Origin of the sequence: Bacillus cereus group sp. RP32 (genome assembly GCF_040459735.1) — a bacterium.
Lineage (GTDB): Bacteria > Bacillota > Bacilli > Bacillales > Bacillaceae_G > Bacillus_A > Bacillus_A wiedmannii.
This window is the reverse complement of record NZ_JARVHO010000001.1, coordinates 2787243-2805909: the sequence shown is the minus strand read 5'-3', so window position 1 is coordinate 2805909 and position 18667 is coordinate 2787243. Positions and strand designations below refer to the sequence as shown.

The window sequence follows — 18667 nt, the reverse complement described above, 5'->3', positions numbered from 1 at the left end:
GAAATGAGAATTGGCGTTATTATGGGGGGAGTATCCTCTGAAAAACAAGTATCAATTATGACTGGAAATGAAATGATTGCAAATTTAGATAAAAATAAATATGAAATCGTACCAATTACGTTAAATGAAAAAATGGATTTAATCGAAAAAGCGAAAGACATTGATTTTGCGCTGCTTGCATTACACGGAAAATATGGAGAAGATGGGACGGTTCAAGGCACGCTTGAAAGTTTAGGTATTCCTTATAGCGGGAGCAATATGTTATCTAGCGGTATATGTATGGACAAAAATATTTCGAAAAAGATTTTACGCTATGAAGGTATAGAAACACCCGATTGGATTGAACTTACAAAAATGGCGGATCTAAATCTTGATGAATTAGATAAGTTAGGATTTCCGTTAGTGGTAAAACCAAACTCTGGTGGATCAAGTGTTGGGGTAAAGATTGTATATGATAAGGATGAATTAATTTCAATGCTGGAAACTGTGTTTGAATGGGATTCTGAAGTAGTAATAGAGAAGTATATAAAAGGTGATGAGATTACATGTTCAATTTTTGATGGAAAACAGTTACCTATTATTTCAATCCGACATGCAGCTGAGTTCTTTGATTACAATGCAAAATATGATGATGTTAGTACAATTGAAGAAGTTATCGAACTTCCAGCTGAATTGAAGGAACGTGTAAACAAAGCGTCACTGGCTTGTTATAAAGCATTGAAATGCAGCGTTTATGCAAGGGTAGATATGATGGTAAAGGACGGAATTCCATATGTAATGGAGGTTAATACATTACCAGGGATGACACAAGCAAGTTTACTACCGAAAAGTGCAGATGCAGCTGGTATTCATTATAGTAAACTATTAGATATGATTATTGAAACTTCATTAAAAGTAAGAAAAGAAGAAGGGTTTTAAGAAGCGCTATCATGAATACTTTTGACAGTAACATAAAGTATGTTATGATGAATACAATACGAAAATTAAATATTTATCCACTAGGGGGGCCTATTAAAGGCTGAGATCAAATGAGAATTTGAGACTCTTAGTACCTGATCTGGTTAATACTAGCGTAGGGAAGTGGGAAGACATTACTATTTTATGAATAAATACTGTCAATTTCACTTTCTTTACGTTTGTAAAGAAAGTTTTTTTATTTTACAGATTTAATAACTGTGGGTAAATACTTAAATTTTATACTTTATTGGAGGGATTTAAATGACATTTTCACAATCATTACGTCAAGAAGTAGATTCAATTTGGGAAGCTAGTTTTCATCACCCTTTTGTAAAACAACTTGGTGAAGGAACGTTAGATTTAGCTAGTTTTCGCTATTACGTACTTCAAGATTCATATTATTTGAGTCACTTCGCTAGAGTACAAACTTTAGGAGCTGCAAAGGCTCTAGAATTAGAAACGACAGCTCGTATGGCACACCATGCTCAAAATACATACGAGGCGGAATTATCTTTACATGAGAACTTTGCGAAGAAACTAGGGATAACACAAGAAGAGAAAGATAATTTTATCCCTGCTCCAACTGCATACGCTTATACTTCACATATGTATCGTGCTGCGTATGAAGGACATTTAGGCGATATCATTGCAGCAATTTTACCTTGCTATTGGTTGTATTATGAAATTGGTGAGCGTTTAAAAGAGTGTCAGCCAGAAGAGCAAATTTATAACGAATGGATTTCTGCTTATGGATCTGATTGGTTCCGTACGCTAGTTGAAGAGCAAATTACAAGATTAGATACTATCGCTGAAAACGTAACAGAGTCTGACCGTAAGCGAATGAAACAGCATTTCATTATTAGCAGTCAATATGAATATTCATTTTGGGAAATGGCTTATACTTTAGAAAAGTGGCCAGTGAATACAGAAGTAGAAGATGTAATGGGATAATGAGTAGGGGTATTGCTATTCAAATGTATGGATAATACCTCTTTTGGTATTTTTCGTAAAATTATTGTAAAAATAACAAATAATTGAGGTGTTCATATGGCATATATAATCAATACTTAGTTACTAGGAGGATATTGTAATTATAGGAAATGAAGGCTACCAAGTGAATAGGAAAGCGATTATATATGTAAAATTTAATAGATAGCAAAATGAAACATAAGCTTTGTCAATGTTGTGGTGATGATGACGCGGTATGTATAGAAAATAATATTTGTTCACAAACATGGACTTGCTTTTGTTGTGGTGTTATAGAAGTTAGTCTGGAACAGAAAAAGTAATACAAAATCGTTATTTGAAAATAAATAACCGCAAGAACGTAGCAGGCAACCAATTAAGTTGCCTGCTACGTTCTTGCATGGTAAATGATAGATTTCGAAATAAAGAAAAAGGTTTTTAAATGAAATTCATAAAAGTTTGATAGGCACTACCGAGGGAAAATACCGTAGCTACCGCATGGGCAGTCCATTTAGGCATATTTAATTTTAATATGGTGTTGTATAAGATTCCATATACGATACAAATGATTAATACAAATGCAATGAATTGAAGTGCTAACAAAAATAGTGGTTGTTCTAAAGCACTAAAGTCAAGTTGTTCCATTAATATATCACACCCCCCTACTTAATATATTAATATAACTAAATTAAAAGTAAAGGACTTATTTCTATAAAGTTCCAAATTTGTAGGGATTTTAGGGGCGGTAATTGAATTTTAACCAAAATGCTATTCTAATACGAAACGAGGGAGTGAAACGGAGCAATTATCGATACTTGAAATAGATGAAACGAAAAATAAGCTGTATGAAGTATTGGGAGCTAACAACTACCATTACGAGATTAAGAATTATTATCTACACAACGATTACATAGGTGAGGTTAAGTTTTTCTATATTAGAATAACAGATGACACGATTATTGATATGTGTTTAAGTGAGTTTCCTGAAGTGTTTGCAGTATACGAGAGATTCACTAAAGCGGCAGATTAAGAAGAAATACAAAGGAAGATTACAGTAACAATGCTATTTAAAAAAAGAGAAGCCTTTAATTAGGTTGCTCCTCTTAATACCAATATACAATAACTATTCCATTATAATGTATAAGTGTAAAATATTTAATAATTATCTTTATGGTAAAAATTTCATTTTACAGAACAGGGGAATGGATATGTGTACTTATTGGGAAAACGCAGTTAAAGAGTTCTTTAAGAAGCAAGAACTGGAACGAAATAAAAGAGCAGCTAGCAAAAGCTAACTGCTTGGTGGAAAAAGGAATCCAATCCAGGTTGTTTACTGCCAGAGTTTCGAGAAACAAATGATTAAATTAATCTAACTTTTCAATTACAATTGAAGCATTTACATTTGTTTGTGTTCCACCTGCCAAAGTTTGCAAAGTGACCGCAGCAGCTGAAGTATGATTGTGAAGGGTAATGACATCACCTGCGGCTAAAGAGAGGATTGTTTGGCCGTTATTTGGTTGAGTTCCTGCACCTGATCCATAAACTGCGTTGGTAACTGGAGCACCATTTAAAAAGAGCGTAAATTGATTAGGTTCAACTCCTGATACAGAAAAAGAAATCTTATAATCTCCTGCATTAATAACCATAATCTGAGAAGTTCCAGGAGTATGAGTAAAACCAGGTGTCATTAAACCATTCGAATTAAAAAGAATGGGTGCTTCTAAGGCAACAACTTGAGCTGCTGTATTGAAAATATAAGCGTATTGAGATAATCCAGATACTGTAAGGCCGGTAGGCCCAGTAGGCCCGGTAGCTCCAGCGGTTCCTGGTAATCCAGTAGGCCCAGGAATGCCTTGGATGCCTTGGATACCTTGAAGCCCAGTTGGGCCAGTCGGGCCGATAGGTCCAATAAGTCCTGGATTACCTTGAATACCTTGGATACCCTGAATTCCAGTCGCCCCAGTTATTCCAGTGGGTCCAATAGGCCCAATAGGCCCCGGATTACCTTGAATCCCTTGACTTCCTTGAGGTCCAGTGGGGCCAGGAATCCCTTGGATCCCTTGGATACCTTGAATTCCAGTTGGTCCTGGTGACCCAGTTGGTCCAGTGGGGCCAGTCACTCCGGTTGGTCCTGGTGGTCCCCCGGAAGGTCCAGTCGGGCCCGTTGGTCCTGGTGGTCCCCCGGAAGGGCCGGTCGGGCCAACAGCTCCAGAAGGTCCGGTTGGACCTACAGAACCAGAAATGCCAGGAATCCCTTGAGGGCCGGTCGGGCCAGGAATCCCTTGAATGCCAGGAATCCCTTGAATGCCTTGAATCCCTTGAATTCCAGTGACCCCCGTTATTCCAGTCGGTCCAATAGGACCTTGAATGCCAGGAATGCCTTGGATGCCTTGGATACCTTGAATTCCAGTAGGTCCAGTTGGACCAATAGATCCAGAAATCCCAGGAATCCCTTGAGGTCCAGAAATACCTTGAGGACCAGTAGGTCCCAGGTTACCTTGAATTCCAGTAGGTCCGGTAGGCCCGGTAGGCCCGGTAGGTCCCGGAGGTCCACCTGAAGGTCCGGTAGCTCCAGTAGGTCCCGAGGGCCCAGTAGCACCGGTTAATCCAGTAGACCCGATTTGAGGCAAAGGAAAGGCGCATGGAAATGGGCTGTGACATTTCTTTTTAAATTTACTCATTTTTACACCTCCGTTATAAACAACTAGCCAATTTATATTTATACTTTAACAACTTATGAGCAAGCAGACATACGGGTGTAAGGAAAAACTATAAAAATCACATGAAAGGTTTTAAGAGCAAGCCTCTATTTCACATTCCATACCAAAAAGAGCACCATATATAAGTGCTCTTCTGACCAAGACTTATTGTAAACCTATGACTTGTGAGTGTTCTCGAAATCAAGATATGATTCAAAAATTATTTAGTGCAGGGGATACTAAAAAAGAGCGCTTCGGAAAGCGCCCTTCTGTAACGACTATCCACTCTAAAAAGAAATGATGCAATATATCATATGAAATTATGTGAGTTTAGTTGTGTGTATTTTGTATAAAAATTTCATTTTGTAGAAATAAGGAAACTAAAAAGAGCACCATGCATCAGTGCACTTTAAGATAGGAGGTAACACTTTGAGCTGGATGGTTAGGTTAAAAATATATGATGTAGAAAAGGAATAAGACCTAAATTTTATTATTAACTCAATATAAAAGAGCAGCTAGCAAAAGCTAACTGCTCGGCTCTCAACCAAGAAAGCTAGAGTGGGAGAAATCGACTTTTTAAAGCCTTATCTACAGTGCTAGACCATGTTTAAAATTTTATTCACTTAAAACATAAAAAGAGCAGCCAGCAAAAGCTAACTGCTCACCCAAGAAAAACAGAGGAAAGATAACCATGTGTCTATAGTATTTACGGAATATTGAGTTTTATTCAGGGGGAGAGGGAAATGAGAGCTGAACATGAAAGGTCACAATCCATATACAGGTATCCTGATGGTGGAGTAATAAGGCTGGAATACAAAAAAAGAGGTAAAGGTATAGGTTATGCAAAGCATCCGAGATACAGATTGTATTTTAAAGGGAAAAGAAAAATGATTGGAAGCTCTAGCTTACTTACTATTCAAGATGCAATACGGATTGGTAAAACAAAGAAATATGAAATTAAAAATTCAATTGAAGTGAGGTTAGGAAAATGGAGGATAACGTAAAGCTTTTAGATGATAATGGGATGTTAGGGATGGAGTTTAATCAAAGAACGATTCGTGTTTATAACACAGAAGGCAATGTGATGGAATTACTTTCAACAAAAGAACAGGTTCAAGAGGCTATCGATTATTTAAAAGAATGTCAAAAAGAAATGAAGTAACGTCCTAAAGAGTAATCAGATCGAACGGAGGGGAGCCGTATCGTATGAATCAATTGTCCTTTTTTGAAGACATCGATGAAAAGGAGATGCGAAGACTTGTGGTGAAGGAACTGAAAAACTACAAAGCATTGTGTGTCCGAATGAAGAATCAAGAAGAACAATCTCAAGCTGGGTGTGTTGTTCTTTTTCCTAAAATGAAAGGTGACGATAAGAATCATGAGATACGTTTTAAACAAATTGAACGGACATTAAAATATGCTCTTGATGAAGATGAACGCAAGATAATTGGAATGAAGTACTTGGGGAATCAAAAGGTTAAAGATTCGTTTGTATACAACAAATTAATGATAAAGCGTGATCCGTTTTATCAAAAGAAAAAAAGTGCTATTCAGTTGATAGCTACTGCTTTGGGGATTATATAGAACTTGCTTTTGAAGCAACAGAAATGGAATTCTAGCATTTTGTGTTGTTGATATAGGTAGGTTAAGATGAGGTTGCTCTGCTTTTTGGTCTCCTTGCCCTGCCTGATAGTGGGGCTTTTTTTATTCTATTAAAAATAGTAACAGTTCGTCCAAACTTATCTAATCTATCTTACATAGTATGTAATAATAAATTTAAAAGGGGGAGAACTAGTATGTCTTATTACTACTATGATCATTGTAAGGATAACAAAAAGAAACATCATGATTGTCATAAAAGCAGTAAGGGTTATGACAAATATGATAAGTATTATGAAAAATGTGATAAAAAGTATGAAGAGAAACCTTGGGTTAATGTAAAAGTGGATTGTTGTTCGGATGATAACCAATACAATCTTGTAAGAGCATCTGCTTTTAGAGCTGTGAGCACAGTTAATCAGAATGTGCCAGCAAATACATTTGTTAAAGTTTTATTCCAAAATGAACAATTTGATTTAGCAAATGAATATAACCCTGCAACATCCATTTTTATACCAAAGACAAGAGGTGTATACTCTGTTATTGGAACAATTGCGTTCATTCCTAATAATTTAAACGCAAACTATAGAGCGCGGGTAGAAATTCGAGTTAATGGAAATCCGGCAATTGCAATAGATAATGATTTTTTTGGTCCAATAAACTTTGCTAATGTTGTAGCTGTCTCATCAATAATTCAATTGAATGCAGGGGATGTAGTCGAGGTTTTTGCACAAAGTAGCGTAGCTGGAGTTATTTCTACTGTAGAAAATAGTACGCATTTTGAAGCTGCAAGATTTCCGTCTCCCAAAGAATAAGTGATATGAAATCTCGTCAGTAATTTATATTGGATCTGTATAAATGCAGGTCTTTTTTTTTCGATAAAAAGGGGGATGAAAAAGGGGACGTTTCCGGGGATTTCCCAAAACAGAATCAATATTACGCTATACCTATACAGTTCTTTGAAAAAAGAATAGTGTGGGGATAACCTATCTATGCGTTCATAATCCATGATCATAGCCCCTTTATCAAAACGTTTCCGGAGAACGGGCAAGGGCTGTAAGAATCCGCAAGAAGGACGAAAAGACCAATTACATTTATCTATTCAGCCACGGTGCATATGTATCGCGGCTTTTGTGTTTCTTATTGAGTCTGGTAAATTTGCTGGGTTGATTGGTGATACAAAATATTTTTTCATAAAATCCCCAAAAACGTCATTTTCAATTTGTACGATTTATGTGTCGGGTGGTAAAGTTATCTCATAGGAGTCCAGGAACCTAGACATAATTGGATATACATAATAAAAGGGGAAGTAACGATGAGTGATAAAGTATAAGGAAAAATTAAATGTAAAGAATGTAATAAGGAAATAGGATGGTACTGTATTTATGGGAATCCTATTAAATCGAGATTATGAAGTAAATTTGCTTGATGAAAACAAAGTAGGTGCAAAATTATTTAGTAGGAAATTTCAACCGAAACCTCATGAATACGGTTTGTACTGCCCTGAAGATGACTGTGGGGTATATAATACATTCTCGTATTCAGAAGAAGATTTAATTAGTAAAGGAGCGAGAAGATGAACCAATAAACGGGATTATTCCCTCAGGCTCACAATAGATACATCCACCGTTACCGTTTCGCACAGTATCATCCGAACCTCCATTATCATCGTTAATTAACTCCCCACAAAGATATCCATAAGAAGGATAAACATCACCATCACACGTATCTTGGTAATTCTGAACAGCTATAGTTACAGTTTGCGGTTCGTCTGTTTGATTAAGTGCAGAAACTTGAATAAAATCAGCGGCAGCATTACGGAATAAAGGCCCTGATGATAACGTTTGATTGCGAAGTTCACAATGACAATCGCACTTTTTACGTTTCTTACGATAGCACTTATGTGAACGGTCGTAATAATAGTTTGACATATTAAGTACGTACCTCCTTTTTAGTATATGCTATGCGAAGAGTAGGAGGGGAAGATTGGACAGTAATCTATGGCTGTTTAGGAGAAAAGTAAGACGTAAATAGAAAAGACTATCTCATTTAGAGACAGTCTTTTTAAATACTATAATCTAGTATTTATCAGCCCCAAAGACATATTCTTTGCCTTTAAGCTGGCACTGAAAAACTTACCAATGTTTCTTTCTGCAATGGCAACAAATAAAGAAACAATTACAACGACACTTATTTCGCTTAAACTTCCAATCATCATTACAATGGTGTTTTTCTTTAGATTTCCACCAATCAGCATCACAATGGTGTTTTTCTTTAGATTTCCACCAATCATCATTACAATGGTGTTTTTCTTTGGATTCCCACCAATCGTCACAACATTGCTTTTTCTTAGAACTCCAGCAATCATTATTCCAGGACATTCTTTTATACCTCCCTTCGATTAGGGTTCATATTATTCTATGTTTTAGTAAAAAGAATGCTTGTTTATTAACCTACTATTTTATTTTTATTTGATAGTGAGCTTTGTATTAGATGTAGAATTTATACAAACTATGCTAAATTTAAGAGATAGTAGAGGGAACTACTTGTTGTGGCATTGATCAACAAAAAATAGTTGAAGAAAAATATTCTCATTTTAAATAATATTTTCTCTTGGGGTACGCTTTTTAGGCGTATATTTCACAATAGCGAAGGAAAAACATACAATATAATTGCAAATGAAGCCTATGTGTATGTGAAGTAGAAAAGAGTGTCTGCTCAACTATGAGTAGACCACTTTTTTATTTTATCCAATATTTTCATAAGAATGGCTTTAGCTGGAGCGATAGGAAATAGTATATTTTTCATTTGAAAATGTATTATAGAAACACGGAGGGACAATAAAGGTGTTTAAAAATGTCAGTCATTTTATTCGGTTAAAGGGCCATTTTCTTGAATAATAGAAAGGAATATTCATAAGTAAATCGAAGTTAATTCAGAAGCTGTTATTTAGTAGAGCATCGGGACTTACTACTCAACATTAAGGAGGAAATCGATTATGAGTGACACACAGACATTACGAGGATTAACCACAGTCAGTTTTTGGACGGATGATCTAGCAGCGGCAAAGAAGTGGTACGCCGAACTGTTGGGCATCGAACCTTACTTTGAACGTCCAGGATATACCGAGTTTCGTCTTGGCGATTACCAGCACGAGCTGGGGCTGATTGATAGCCGCTATGCGCCCGATAGTCCAGCGACCGGACCGGCCGGTGCTGTAGTGTACTGGCACGTCGATAATGTAACAGCAACTTTCAAAAATCTGCTGTCTATGGGAGCGATAGAATACGAGGCACCCACAGAGCGTGGCGAGGGTTTTATTACTGCTTCTGTGGTCGATCCCTTTGGTAACATCCTAGGGATTATGTACAATCAGCATTATTTAGAGGTTCTGGGTTCGAATAGAAAAACGTAACTTCACAGTTCACCGAGGCTTGGTAAGTTGCACTGTGGAGGATAGCGATTATTTATGCAGATATACAGTAACTGCTGTCTCAAGTTATGTGATGCTAAGTTTGGTTGGCTTGTCTGAAAAGAATTTAGATGAGTTAGGCTTTTTAGGGTTTACAATATCAATGGTTACTTCATTTTTAGCAATATACATAGGGTATTTTTGGATGACCAAAAGTGGTTTATCATCAGTTGAATTAACGTCGAAAGGTATCTTAGTTATTGTTATTGTTGCAACAATTATTTTGGCACTTTTATTGAAATTGTTAGAAAGAATGGATGAAAATGAAGTGAAACAGTGAAAAAGACGGTGAATACCGTCTTTTTTTATTTTATATCTTCTTCGATCCAAATTTCTTCTAATTTCATTTCCAGTGCACGAGCAATACGATATGCAACAGGCAAGGTTGGAAGTCCACCTTTTAATAAGTTCGTCATTGCAGAATTACTTATATTAGCTTTCTTTGCAATATATCCATATTTAATGCCTTTTTCATCAAGGATTTGTTTTAATTGGTTTCGCATAATTTCCACATCCATTTTAAATTTTTGCTTGTCCATATAAATATTTTGAGAATGGACAGGCAAAATCCTTCTTTCTAGGTCATATACCTATATCAAGACCACAAGGAATACTAAGTGGAATCAAGTACATCAAGAGGGGAGAGGGCGCGTATGCGTTGGCAATATTCACATTTGAATGAATCGTCTTACCTGTATCCATCAAAAGAATTGAGAAATATGTATAGAGGTACTAGGGGTAAAAAAAGAAACAAACGCAATTGTAGACCACATGGAAAGATATGAGGTTTTTAATAATCGTGAATACAAAGGATGTTAACGTTTATCAAGCGATATAATGGATGATTTATATGAAGATGAGTATGAAGTGCTTGAGTGGGGAGATGTAATTAATGAGTATCAGCCAGTTATGACATCTAAGGGATTACAACACATTCGAAAAGAGGGATTCAAATGCCAATCGTAGGAGAAGCGGTAGTAGGGCTTATTATGACATTAGTATGGTTATACTTGGAGATCCTTCGTCTGGTTTCTTACATTATGAAAAACAAAGACTAAAAAACATCCTGCATGTTTCAAACATGCAGGATGTTTTTGTGAAGGTTTGTGTAATAGAAGAAATATAAAAAAAGTGCTAACAAGTTTGCAAACGAATTTGCTAACACCTATACAGAATAGACATAAATTATCGTGTCTTATTTGAAAATAGCTTTAATCAGTTAAATTACACTTATAAGCAATGCTCATAAAAATAGTCTTAATATCAAGAGTTTAACCATCCAGATATTTTATGACTATTGAGTCATAAACGGGGCATGATATTGATTTCTATCCAATTAATGAACGTTTAAAAGGGCGTCAGCCAGAAGAGCTAATTTATTAAGTATGGATTTCTGCATATGGATTGGATTGGTCCTGTACTCTAGTTGAAGAGCAAATTACAAGATTAGATACGATTGCTGAAAAAGTGACAGAGTCTGACCGCAAGCGAATGAAACAGCATTTTATTATTAGCAGTCAATATGAATATTCATTTTGGGAAGTGGCATATACATTAGAACAGTGGCCAGTGAATACAGAAGCGAAAAAGGTAATAGGATAGTGAAAAGAGGTATTGCTATACAAATGTATGGACAATACCTCTTTTTATACTCTTTTGTAAAATTATTGTAAATTCCAAATACAATACGCAATATATATTGTATAATTCTAATGTGATATATTTACGATAAACAAGGAGGACTATGTATGATAATTTCTTTTAACTTTTATCAGAGTTATTTCATTAATATGTTAGTCGGATAAGCGGTATTTGCTTCTCTTTTAAGTAATTAGATTATTTGATCATACTTTAGTTTTTTTGTGATCAAGAAAAATGAAGAAAGGAAGTAATCATTTTATGGAAAAATTAAAGTTGTTAACATTTAAAAATATAGTAGAACCTCTTTTAAACGAAAGCGTATCATTTATATATTTTCCTATTGAATGGCTCGATATTGTAGAGATACATTATAAGACATTTTTATTAACGAGTAAGTTGAAACGATTGAATGAAAGATTATATGATATGTTTTCTGATATATTGTTTATTCAGCATAATCCGTATGTATTAAATGAAAATACACCATGGATTGTATCCAAAGAACCTATTAGAAAAGAACAACTCGATTATATATTCCAAAGTTGGTATGAGGTGATTCATGATTGGAAACCTAATAAATTAATAGAATTGCCAAAATATGAATGGCATTACGATTTAATTTCTAATTTAACAGTACTACATGATAATGAAATATATTCTAAGTGGGTGCCCGCTTTAATTTCACATGTTTTTTGTGAACAACCTGTACGATTAGAGAATATCAACGAAGAAGATATATATTTTTCTCCTCTTAGATCACAAAATATTTGTGAGGCAATGTCAAAGCCAATTAAAGATGAAAAAACACAAGATTATTTCGCCTATGTATATCGGTTCGAATGTATAACGCGCGGTGGCGAGAATATTCCGTTATTAAATGTTTCAATAGGAATTCGGAGGTTTTATCAAGAATATAATCATCCAGATATTCCTTTGCTATTAAGACGTAAACGGGGCATGATATTGGTTTCTACGCTAGAATTTGCATCGAATAATAAGAAATTACGGTTTGTAAAACTAAAAGTACAACAAGCTACAAACGGCATAAAATGGATTAAGATATTTAGAAATTTAAAAGATGATTTTCGTATAGGTGGAGAAGTTGAATTAGAGCATATTCTTCAATATCCGAAAGATTATATGCTAGGAACAAATATTAGGGTGTTACTTCCATACAATGAGAGAATATATAAAGTTCAAGGTACTAAAATAAAACCTGGTATAAAAGTAAAGGAAAGAGAGTATCTATTTAAAGGGTTTCAGCAAAAATTCACTTATTTCACATTACTACCAGAATGTAAAAAGATAGCAACAAATAATGAAAATGAATTATTCCCTTTAATTGCACCAAAAGGATTAGAGACTATAACGTTAGAAATACGGTCTGAAAAAATATCGTTGGAAGCTGAACAAGCGTTATTTGAAAGTAAAATTGTGTTAGATCAAATCGGTGAGTCATCGTATGTATTAAATGCAGATTCTCCAATATTGTTAAAAATAGTAAGATGCAATATTGAAAAAGTATTGCAAAACCCATATAAAATGCAATATTGTCAGAAATACAAATCAAATTTAGTAGAGGATGTTATGAAAGCGGTTTATGCTACTGCAGGTGAGCGCAATGATGCGACATTGGCGTTAATCGCAATGGAAAATTGTGACGGGCGTGAAAAAATTGATCCAAAGCAAATTGTTAGAGAAGGGTTTGCACGTACAAACCGTATTTCAGCATTTATTAATTTATTTATAGGCCAAAGTGTATCTCGTAAAACTATTATAAATTGTATTTTTAACTTATTAGAACAAAGAGGGTTTATGAAACGTAGTTGGAATAAGATAAATTTACCTTGTACATATGTTAATTTATCAATTGAACGAATATCGAAATTTGATTTCTTACCTATTATTTCACAAATAAAAGGAAAAGAAATTTCATATAAATTATATGGGAATACAGATTGGCAAACGATTGATCGTTTGTTATTAAATGTAAATAAACACAACACCTTTTTACCACAACCTTCAAAAAGAAATGATATGGGAATTCAATTTAAACAATTTGTTTCTGAAACATTAACAGAAATTTTACAACATGCAAAAGAGGAAAATGAGCAAGTATATTTTATTATTGATGCGAATTTAAGAAAATATTGGATAAAAGAGTTACAAAATAAAAAAATTGATATAGATATTTTACCGGAGATTGTTCCTGATGCGCTAAAGGTCCCTAATTTAAACATTATAAGAATAAATACATCTTTTGATACACCAAAATACGGTGTGATAGAACGTGATGATGTTCCTGAAGGTACAAGTTTATATGTAGATCAAAAAGGGATGTATTATAGCACTGGCGAATATTCGCTAAATGGTAGTGAAACATTGCAGCGATACATACTTGAGATATTAACGCTAGGTGTAAAACCTGTAGAAAGGAATTATATCGCTAAAATGGTACACTATATGTGCTGTAATTCAAGTATGCTTCAGGAAAAAAATATACATATGCCGTATTCTATGCATATGGCGAAAGTAATAAAGAGCTATAGGACTGATATAGATGCAAGAGAGTTTAAAGAGTTTGATGATGAATTGGATGTAGATATAATGAAAATAGAAAAGAAAGATTCAATTATTTTGCTTTAAATAATAGTAGACAAATCCTGCTCGTTATATTGATCAGGATTTGTCATTTTTTCATGTAAATAAGGATATCCTTTGTCATGTATCTTTTCTTTTATGTATTTACTTTATTTACATACAGGATTAAGATATTTTTTAGAAATACAAAATCTACATCATATGGAAAAGCAATATGAATTGATTCAAAAGAAATTTGAAAGGAATGAGGAATTGTGAAGAAATTAGATGTGTTATTAATGCTATTAAGCGGCCTCTTTCCAGTTGCAGGAATTATGAAGCAAATCCCACTAGAACAATCTTTATATATCGGAGGCCTTTTATTTTTTACTAGTTTCGGTAGCTATTTTGCGAAAAAAATATATTCACGTATATGTAGTTGGATAGCGTATGCGCCATTTATAACACTGCTGTTAGTCATTTGGCATCAAGATATTTCAACAAGTTCAATAATAGGGAATGCGAAAATCGCCGCTTGTATCGCTTTAATTCCATGTTTATTCCGTTTTCGTACATATGGACTTACTTTCGGTTTATTTTCATTATGGGCCGCTTTACTTTGGGATATTAAAGAAGTACAGTCGTTAGTCATACTTGAACGTATGTCGAGTTTAATGACAAGTCATTACTTATATCTTCTACTGTTAGTTGGAGGACTTATATTAGGTGGATTACTTGCGATGTTATTACATCGTAAAGAGCAGGATGATAATAAAGAAAATATAAATCTATTTCAACAAAAAAAGAAGCGCAAAAAATTATCATTTAAGATTCCACTTCCTAGATTACCGAAATTAAAGATCAAATTATTTAAGTTTGGTGGAAAAGTATCAAAACGAAATACGCCAGAAAAAATACGTGAGCATAATTACGAAGAACCAGCTCAAGCTGCAACATATGAAATGACAGAGCAAATAGATCCATATAAAGAAGGTATCGCTCAAGGACAAACGAGGATGGAACGTCGTAGAAATAGGTATAATGCATAAGATATTTGAGTAACCCTTTAATGATGTATCATTAAAGGGTTTTTTTATGTAATTAAATATAGATTGCTAATGTGGAAATTGTAGCATACTCTAAAGTTGAGGACTTAAATAAAATAATGGGAGGACAAAATGCTTATTATTACATACATTTCGGTCTGTATATTATTTTTAGTTAGCTTTTTACATGTTTACTGGGCTTTCGGAGGTAAGTGGGCGACAAATAGTGTCATTCCAACAAAATCTGGAGAAAAGGCGTTTATACCAGGTACAGGGATGACATTGTTCATTGCGTTATTATTAAGTATGGCAGCAATGATTTTATTACAACAAACGAATGTTGTTCATTTGGCATTTCCTAATATTATTGTTCAAATGGGATCCTGGTTTTGTATGATTGTGTTTTTCATAAGAGTAATTGGTGAGTTTCATTATTTTGGTATCTTTAAGCGAAAAAAGGATACGCAATTTGCTAAAATGGATACTGTTTTATATATACCACTTTGTGCATTTTTATCTCTATCATTCTTACTAGCAATAATATCGTGAACATAAAATAGTACCTGCTTACTTTAAAATAAATATACGTGAATTGACAAGGAGTAAAAGTGAGAAATCTAGTAGGAAATAAAAGGGATGTAAGCGCCTTCTTATCGAAATATAGATTATTATGAAAGGCGGTGACACTATGAAGTATGTAAAAGTATGTATGAATGGCGGAAGCGAACACAAATTCTCGATGACTTTAGATCGGTTTGAAGAACTTATTACTACAGAGAATGGACTATTAGAAAATAAATTAGTTAGTATTGAAAATGTAATGATTAATCCTACTAATATATCTTCTGTAGTTGAAAAAATTGGTGTGCCGGCTAAGTTTATGGAAGCTTAAAAATCGGTACATAAAAAACATCCATATGGATGTTTTTTTATTTATAAATATGATAATTGTACAATGAATATATGAGCAGGATTTTTAGCAATACGTATACATTTAATGTGTAATAGGTGCACAATAAAATAAGTACAAGCATATATTATCTAGTAGGGCAAAACCTTCGTGTCCTACTTAATACTCAGAAAAAACCTCTATCACATGAGAGCATCCAATTGCAGGGTGCTCTTTTTTATTCAGTGCTTTAACTATCAATTTTAAACATATCTTTGATGTTAATAAATATTAAAAATAATATAATAGCAAAAATTAAGTTAGATAAATAGAAATTTTGATGAAATAGTAATTCGAAGATGACATCAAAAACATATAATAAGGCGATGGTAGGTAATATACAAATAAATAAAAATCTCCAATTTTTTAGATAATGTTTATAAGTAGTAATCGCTTTCTCCATACATATAGCTCCTATATTTTTTATTTTCTATATAATTATACATTTAAATGAAAGGATTTACAAAAGAATATTTAGTAATTAAGAATTGTAGGAGAGATTTTGTTGAAAATGTGGATAGCTGTAGCAATCTGAATAATAAATGCTTTTGCTTAAAAAAGCTTTTAAAGAACGATACTAAAATGATAAACTATAATCTACTTTAGTTTTGAAATGAATAGAGGGATTTACATGATAGATAAAATTAAAAATGCTGTAGAGGTTATGTACGAAGATGAAGCAAAACATTTACTTCAAAGTATTCTTATTCAGTTGAATTTATTAGAAGAAAACTATAGTGAAGATGCAATTAAAAATTTGATGGATATTCCTAAGCAACTAACGAGTAATACATCATATATAAGAAATGTAAAAGAAAGCACACACGTACATATTGCGTTTGATGATTCAACAGCTGGATGTTTAAAATATATGCTTAGTCAAGAAGAACAATTGGAAGAGAGGGTTGTCGCTTTTTCTGAATTCTTTTCAATTGGGCCGATAAACAAGCTACATATGAATGAGGGACAACTTGCAAGACAGAAATGGTTAGTAAACAATTTAACTGCTTATGATAATTATTTTGAAGAAGAGTATTTACCAAGGTTTTTAGAAACTATGGAAGAACTACATACTATCCCTATTGATACGCCTATTACAATTTGGAAAACCAATAACGCACATGAACATGTGGGCCTATGTTTTGTAATGGCGCAATTAAAAGATAAGAAAAACATTCGAGTTATGAATACGTCTGAAGCAAGTAAAGAAATATTAAAACAAGAATATGATATTCGTGGAACTGGAGAGTTAGCACCTGAAAGTTTAGCTCTAATTCAAAAAAGTTTTGTAGAATTGCCGTATTTAACTGTAGAGAAACGTATGCAGTTTGAACATGAATGGGATAGTCTATCGAAAAGTACGGGATTTTTAAGAGTTTGGACAGACAATGAAGTGTGTTCTGTACAAGAAGATTATTTTGATCAATTTATTATTGAATGCGCGAAAAGTATAGGTGCTGATCAAGAATTCCTAAAAGCTCCTAGAGTAATTGGTGAAGCACTTGGTCTTGTAGAGCAATTAGTCGGCGATACATTTTTAGAATATCGCTTAAAAGAACTAATAAAAAAAGAAGTATTTGAATTTGAAGGTTCATTAGAAGAAATGCGCTTTTATAGTGTGAAATTGAAATAGCAATTAAACAAAAAATCCTCTTCTGATTCTTTAATAGAAGGGGATTTTTTTGGGGAATCAACGAGAAGTTTTTCCTACATGGAAGTTTCATATAAAAAGAAAGTTCATATACTATATAGAGTTTACTAATAATTAGGAGGAATAGTTTATTGAACAATCAGTTTTGTTCATGTCAAGCAGATGATGCTCCAAAGTTACTACCTCCATCTAAGCCTCCCAATTTACCTTCTACGTTTGCTAATCCTATACAAACAGGCCAAATGAGATCATGGATGTGTAATTGTCTAGGGAGATGGGGTTATTTAAGATTATATATACCCGGTACTTTTGGAAGAGATATATGGTTTTTTCCAACAGAAGTTCGGCGGTATGATGTATCGGGATATACTTGGCAAGATGGTCATCGGTTTAAAGTAACGTACCAATATAAACAAATTAGTAATTTTATGTGTTTTGCTTAATGCAAATAGGAGAGATTTATTATGGATTTCTTCTATTTTTATTTTGTAACACTTTTATATGAATTTGGGCTATACATAAGCTTCCTATAGAGCGCTTATCACATATGAATGTTAAAGGTACTGAATGAAAAGTAGGTGATTTATTAATATGTATAACCAGCAAAATTATCCATATGATCAAGGGATGTATTATAATCCACAAAACTACGGGTATGAATCTGTAAATGAAGTGAGAGATATGGAACAAGAAGATTATAGACCAGATGATGCGGAAGATGCTCCAACGTCACCACCACCGTCACAAGCACCGTCGTTACCGTCTACATTTGCTTCTCCAGCTCAAGCAGGGAATATGAAATCATGGATGTGTAACTGTCTAGGAAGATGGGGCTACTTACGTTTGCATCGTCCTGGACCTTTCGGAAGAGACTTATGGTTCTTCCCGACTGAAGTGAGGAGAAATGGGGTTTCAGGTTATACTTGGCAAGGTGGTCGCCGTCGTAAAGTAAGTTATCGCTATCAACAAATTAGTAATTTCATGTGTTTTGCGTAAAGAAGAGTGAGAGAGTAGAAGGATTTTACTCTCTCACTTTTTATTTTTCAATATACGAAGTAAGATTTTAAATGAAAATTTACAATTTTCACGTTTTTATTAGAGTATAAT

The 18667-nt window shown here is 33.9% G+C and carries 21 protein-coding genes, 5 pseudogenes and 1 riboswitch; of the genes and pseudogenes, 20 read left to right on the top strand and 6 right to left on the bottom strand.

Annotated elements, in window-relative coordinates:
- Positions 1-3 precede the first annotated feature (3 nt).
- Both ddlB and tenA read left to right on the top strand, forming a co-directional pair.
- On the top strand, positions 4-918 hold the full coding sequence (gene ddlB / locus QCI46_RS14540; RefSeq protein WP_087985860.1) for a D-alanine--D-alanine ligase: 915 nt from the start codon (positions 4-6) through the stop codon (positions 916-918).
- A gap of 72 nt (positions 919-990) precedes the next feature.
- Positions 991-1096: riboswitch (TPP riboswitch) on the top strand.
- 122 nt (positions 1097-1218) lie between these two features.
- On the top strand, positions 1219-1908 hold the full coding sequence (gene tenA / locus QCI46_RS14535; RefSeq protein ID WP_327960753.1) for a thiaminase II: 690 nt from the start codon (positions 1219-1221) through the stop codon (positions 1906-1908).
- A 453-nt stretch (positions 1909-2361) separates the two neighbouring features.
- On the opposite strand, the gene QCI46_RS14530 is transcribed toward tenA, so the two are convergent.
- Positions 2362-2568, bottom strand: a complete 207-nt coding sequence (locus tag QCI46_RS14530) for a hypothetical protein (RefSeq protein ID WP_327960751.1) — start codon at positions 2566-2568, stop codon at positions 2362-2364.
- A 166-nt stretch (positions 2569-2734) separates the two neighbouring features.
- On the opposite strand from QCI46_RS14530, the pseudogene QCI46_RS14525 reads away from it, so the two are divergent.
- Positions 2735-2981, top strand: a pseudogene (locus tag QCI46_RS14525) (hypothetical protein).
- Positions 2982-3287: 306 nt separating this feature from the next.
- Here the strand turns inward: QCI46_RS14525 and QCI46_RS14520 are convergent.
- The gene (locus QCI46_RS14520; protein ID WP_353840653.1) at positions 3288-4604 is read right to left on the bottom strand and encodes a BclA C-terminal domain-containing protein; all 1317 of its coding nucleotides are present in this window, start codon (positions 4602-4604) and stop codon (positions 3288-3290) included.
- Positions 4605-5365: 761 nt separating this feature from the next.
- Between QCI46_RS14520 and QCI46_RS14515 the strand changes: the two genes are divergently transcribed.
- From QCI46_RS14515 to QCI46_RS14495, 5 genes are all read left to right on the top strand, one after another.
- Positions 5366-5626 (top strand): hypothetical protein, encoded by a 261-nt coding sequence (locus QCI46_RS14515; RefSeq protein ID WP_353840652.1) that lies wholly within the window; start codon positions 5366-5368, stop codon positions 5624-5626.
- On the top strand, positions 5611-5784 hold the full coding sequence (locus QCI46_RS14510) for a hypothetical protein (protein WP_353840651.1): 174 nt from the start codon (positions 5611-5613) through the stop codon (positions 5782-5784). Before QCI46_RS14515 ends, QCI46_RS14510 begins: the two co-directional genes overlap by 16 nt.
- 44 nt (positions 5785-5828) lie before the next feature.
- On the top strand, positions 5829-6206 hold the full coding sequence (locus QCI46_RS14505; RefSeq protein ID WP_353840650.1) for an ArpU family phage packaging/lysis transcriptional regulator: 378 nt from the start codon (positions 5829-5831) through the stop codon (positions 6204-6206).
- A 212-nt stretch (positions 6207-6418) separates the two neighbouring features.
- A complete protein-coding gene (locus QCI46_RS14500; RefSeq protein ID WP_327960748.1) occupies positions 6419-7036 on the top strand; it encodes an ABC transporter permease in 618 nt (205 codons plus the stop codon).
- A 570-nt stretch (positions 7037-7606) separates the two neighbouring features.
- Positions 7607-7801 carry a hypothetical protein gene (locus QCI46_RS14495; protein ID WP_353840649.1) on the top strand — a complete coding sequence of 65 codons (195 nt, stop codon included), beginning with the start codon at positions 7607-7609 and terminating at the stop codon, positions 7799-7801.
- Here QCI46_RS14495 and QCI46_RS14490 read toward each other — a convergent pair.
- Together QCI46_RS14490 and QCI46_RS14485 are read right to left on the bottom strand one after the other, a co-directional pair.
- Positions 7775-8152: a hypothetical protein gene (locus QCI46_RS14490; RefSeq protein ID WP_255285089.1), complete on the bottom strand. Its 378-nt coding sequence runs from the start codon at positions 8150-8152 to the stop codon at positions 7775-7777. The two genes, QCI46_RS14495 and QCI46_RS14490, sit on opposite strands and share 27 nt — an antisense overlap.
- A gap of 140 nt (positions 8153-8292) precedes the next feature.
- Complete coding sequence (locus tag QCI46_RS14485; protein WP_353840648.1) at positions 8293-8589, bottom strand: hypothetical protein; 297 nt, start codon at positions 8587-8589, stop codon at positions 8293-8295.
- Between the two features lie 630 nt (positions 8590-9219).
- On the opposite strand from QCI46_RS14485, the gene QCI46_RS14480 reads away from it, so the two are divergent.
- Both QCI46_RS14480 and QCI46_RS14475 read left to right on the top strand, forming a co-directional pair.
- Positions 9220-9636, top strand: a complete 417-nt coding sequence (locus QCI46_RS14480) for a VOC family protein (RefSeq protein WP_353840647.1) — start codon at positions 9220-9222, stop codon at positions 9634-9636.
- Between the two features lie 202 nt (positions 9637-9838).
- A complete protein-coding gene (locus tag QCI46_RS14475; RefSeq protein ID WP_327960742.1) occupies positions 9839-9973 on the top strand; it encodes a hypothetical protein in 135 nt (44 codons plus the stop codon).
- Between the two features lie 25 nt (positions 9974-9998).
- On the opposite strand, the gene QCI46_RS14470 is transcribed toward QCI46_RS14475, so the two are convergent.
- Positions 9999-10196, bottom strand: a complete 198-nt coding sequence (locus QCI46_RS14470; protein ID WP_327960740.1) for a helix-turn-helix transcriptional regulator — start codon at positions 10194-10196, stop codon at positions 9999-10001.
- Positions 10197-10346: 150 nt separating this feature from the next.
- On the opposite strand from QCI46_RS14470, the pseudogene QCI46_RS14465 reads away from it, so the two are divergent.
- The 7 genes and pseudogenes from QCI46_RS14465 (at position 10347) to QCI46_RS14435 (ending at position 15852) form a co-directional block, all read left to right on the top strand.
- Positions 10347-10659, top strand: a pseudogene (locus tag QCI46_RS14465) (hypothetical protein).
- A gap of 5 nt (positions 10660-10664) precedes the next feature.
- Positions 10665-10751: pseudogene (locus QCI46_RS14460) on the top strand (Bax inhibitor-1/YccA family membrane protein); the annotation flags it as partial.
- A gap of 268 nt (positions 10752-11019) precedes the next feature.
- Positions 11020-11295, top strand: a pseudogene (locus QCI46_RS14455) (thiaminase II/PqqC family protein); the annotation flags it as partial.
- A gap of 297 nt (positions 11296-11592) precedes the next feature.
- Complete coding sequence (locus QCI46_RS14450) at positions 11593-13980, top strand: RNaseH domain-containing protein (protein WP_353840646.1); 2388 nt, start codon at positions 11593-11595, stop codon at positions 13978-13980.
- A 209-nt stretch (positions 13981-14189) separates the two neighbouring features.
- Positions 14190-14963 (top strand): DUF3959 family protein, encoded by a 774-nt coding sequence (locus QCI46_RS14445; protein ID WP_142293510.1) that lies wholly within the window; start codon positions 14190-14192, stop codon positions 14961-14963.
- A 129-nt stretch (positions 14964-15092) separates the two neighbouring features.
- A complete protein-coding gene (locus tag QCI46_RS14440) occupies positions 15093-15509 on the top strand; it encodes a DUF3995 domain-containing protein (RefSeq protein WP_353840644.1) in 417 nt (138 codons plus the stop codon).
- Positions 15510-15648: 139 nt separating this feature from the next.
- Complete coding sequence (locus tag QCI46_RS14435; protein ID WP_000878362.1) at positions 15649-15852, top strand: hypothetical protein; 204 nt, start codon at positions 15649-15651, stop codon at positions 15850-15852.
- 247 nt (positions 15853-16099) lie between these two features.
- On the opposite strand, the gene QCI46_RS14430 is transcribed toward QCI46_RS14435, so the two are convergent.
- The gene (locus QCI46_RS14430; RefSeq protein WP_353840643.1) at positions 16100-16312 is read right to left on the bottom strand and encodes a hypothetical protein; all 213 of its coding nucleotides are present in this window, start codon (positions 16310-16312) and stop codon (positions 16100-16102) included.
- 228 nt (positions 16313-16540) lie between these two features.
- Here QCI46_RS14430 and QCI46_RS14425 point away from each other — a divergent pair, with 228 nt between their 5' ends.
- From QCI46_RS14425 to QCI46_RS14415, 3 genes and pseudogenes are all read left to right on the top strand, one after another.
- Positions 16541-17542, top strand: a complete 1002-nt coding sequence (locus QCI46_RS14425) for a DUF1835 domain-containing protein (RefSeq protein WP_353840642.1) — start codon at positions 16541-16543, stop codon at positions 17540-17542.
- A gap of 176 nt (positions 17543-17718) precedes the next feature.
- Positions 17719-18003 (top strand): annotated as a pseudogene (locus QCI46_RS14420) (hypothetical protein); the annotation flags it as partial.
- Positions 18004-18151: 148 nt separating this feature from the next.
- A complete protein-coding gene (locus tag QCI46_RS14415) occupies positions 18152-18556 on the top strand; it encodes a hypothetical protein (RefSeq protein WP_000282702.1) in 405 nt (134 codons plus the stop codon).
- The last annotated feature ends 111 nt before the right edge of the window (positions 18557-18667 follow it).

Coding starts and splice junctions, on each gene's coding strand:
- QCI46_RS14425 (WP_353840642.1), top strand. CDS start 16,541: ATGATAGATAAAATTAAAAATGCTGTAGAGGTTATGTACGAAGATGAA.
- QCI46_RS14495 (WP_353840649.1), top strand. CDS start 7,607: ATGGGAATCCTATTAAATCGAGATTATGAAGTAAATTTGCTTGATGAA.
- tenA (WP_327960753.1), top strand. CDS start 1,219: ATGACATTTTCACAATCATTACGTCAAGAAGTAGATTCAATTTGGGAA.
- QCI46_RS14470 (WP_327960740.1), bottom strand. CDS start 10,196: ATGCGAAACCAATTAAAACAAATCCTTGATGAAAAAGGCATTAAATAT.
- QCI46_RS14500 (WP_327960748.1), top strand. CDS start 6,419: ATGTCTTATTACTACTATGATCATTGTAAGGATAACAAAAAGAAACAT.
- QCI46_RS14515 (WP_353840652.1), top strand. CDS start 5,366: ATGAGAGCTGAACATGAAAGGTCACAATCCATATACAGGTATCCTGAT.
- QCI46_RS14485 (WP_353840648.1), bottom strand. CDS start 8,589: ATGATTGCTGGAGTTCTAAGAAAAAGCAATGTTGTGACGATTGGTGGG.
- QCI46_RS14450 (WP_353840646.1), top strand. CDS start 11,593: ATGGAAAAATTAAAGTTGTTAACATTTAAAAATATAGTAGAACCTCTT.
- QCI46_RS14430 (WP_353840643.1), bottom strand. CDS start 16,312: ATGGAGAAAGCGATTACTACTTATAAACATTATCTAAAAAATTGGAGA.
- QCI46_RS14530 (WP_327960751.1), bottom strand. CDS start 2,568: ATGGAACAACTTGACTTTAGTGCTTTAGAACAACCACTATTTTTGTTA.
- QCI46_RS14415 (WP_000282702.1), top strand. CDS start 18,152: ATGTATAACCAGCAAAATTATCCATATGATCAAGGGATGTATTATAAT.
- QCI46_RS14480 (WP_353840647.1), top strand. CDS start 9,220: ATGAGTGACACACAGACATTACGAGGATTAACCACAGTCAGTTTTTGG.
- QCI46_RS14490 (WP_255285089.1), bottom strand. CDS start 8,152: ATGTCAAACTATTATTACGACCGTTCACATAAGTGCTATCGTAAGAAA.
- ddlB (WP_087985860.1), top strand. CDS start 4: ATGAGAATTGGCGTTATTATGGGGGGAGTATCCTCTGAAAAACAAGTA.
- QCI46_RS14505 (WP_353840650.1), top strand. CDS start 5,829: ATGAATCAATTGTCCTTTTTTGAAGACATCGATGAAAAGGAGATGCGA.
- QCI46_RS14520 (WP_353840653.1), bottom strand. CDS start 4,604: ATGAGTAAATTTAAAAAGAAATGTCACAGCCCATTTCCATGCGCCTTT.
- QCI46_RS14510 (WP_353840651.1), top strand. CDS start 5,611: ATGGAGGATAACGTAAAGCTTTTAGATGATAATGGGATGTTAGGGATG.
- QCI46_RS14440 (WP_353840644.1), top strand. CDS start 15,093: ATGCTTATTATTACATACATTTCGGTCTGTATATTATTTTTAGTTAGC.
- QCI46_RS14475 (WP_327960742.1), top strand. CDS start 9,839: ATGACCAAAAGTGGTTTATCATCAGTTGAATTAACGTCGAAAGGTATC.
- QCI46_RS14435 (WP_000878362.1), top strand. CDS start 15,649: ATGAAGTATGTAAAAGTATGTATGAATGGCGGAAGCGAACACAAATTC.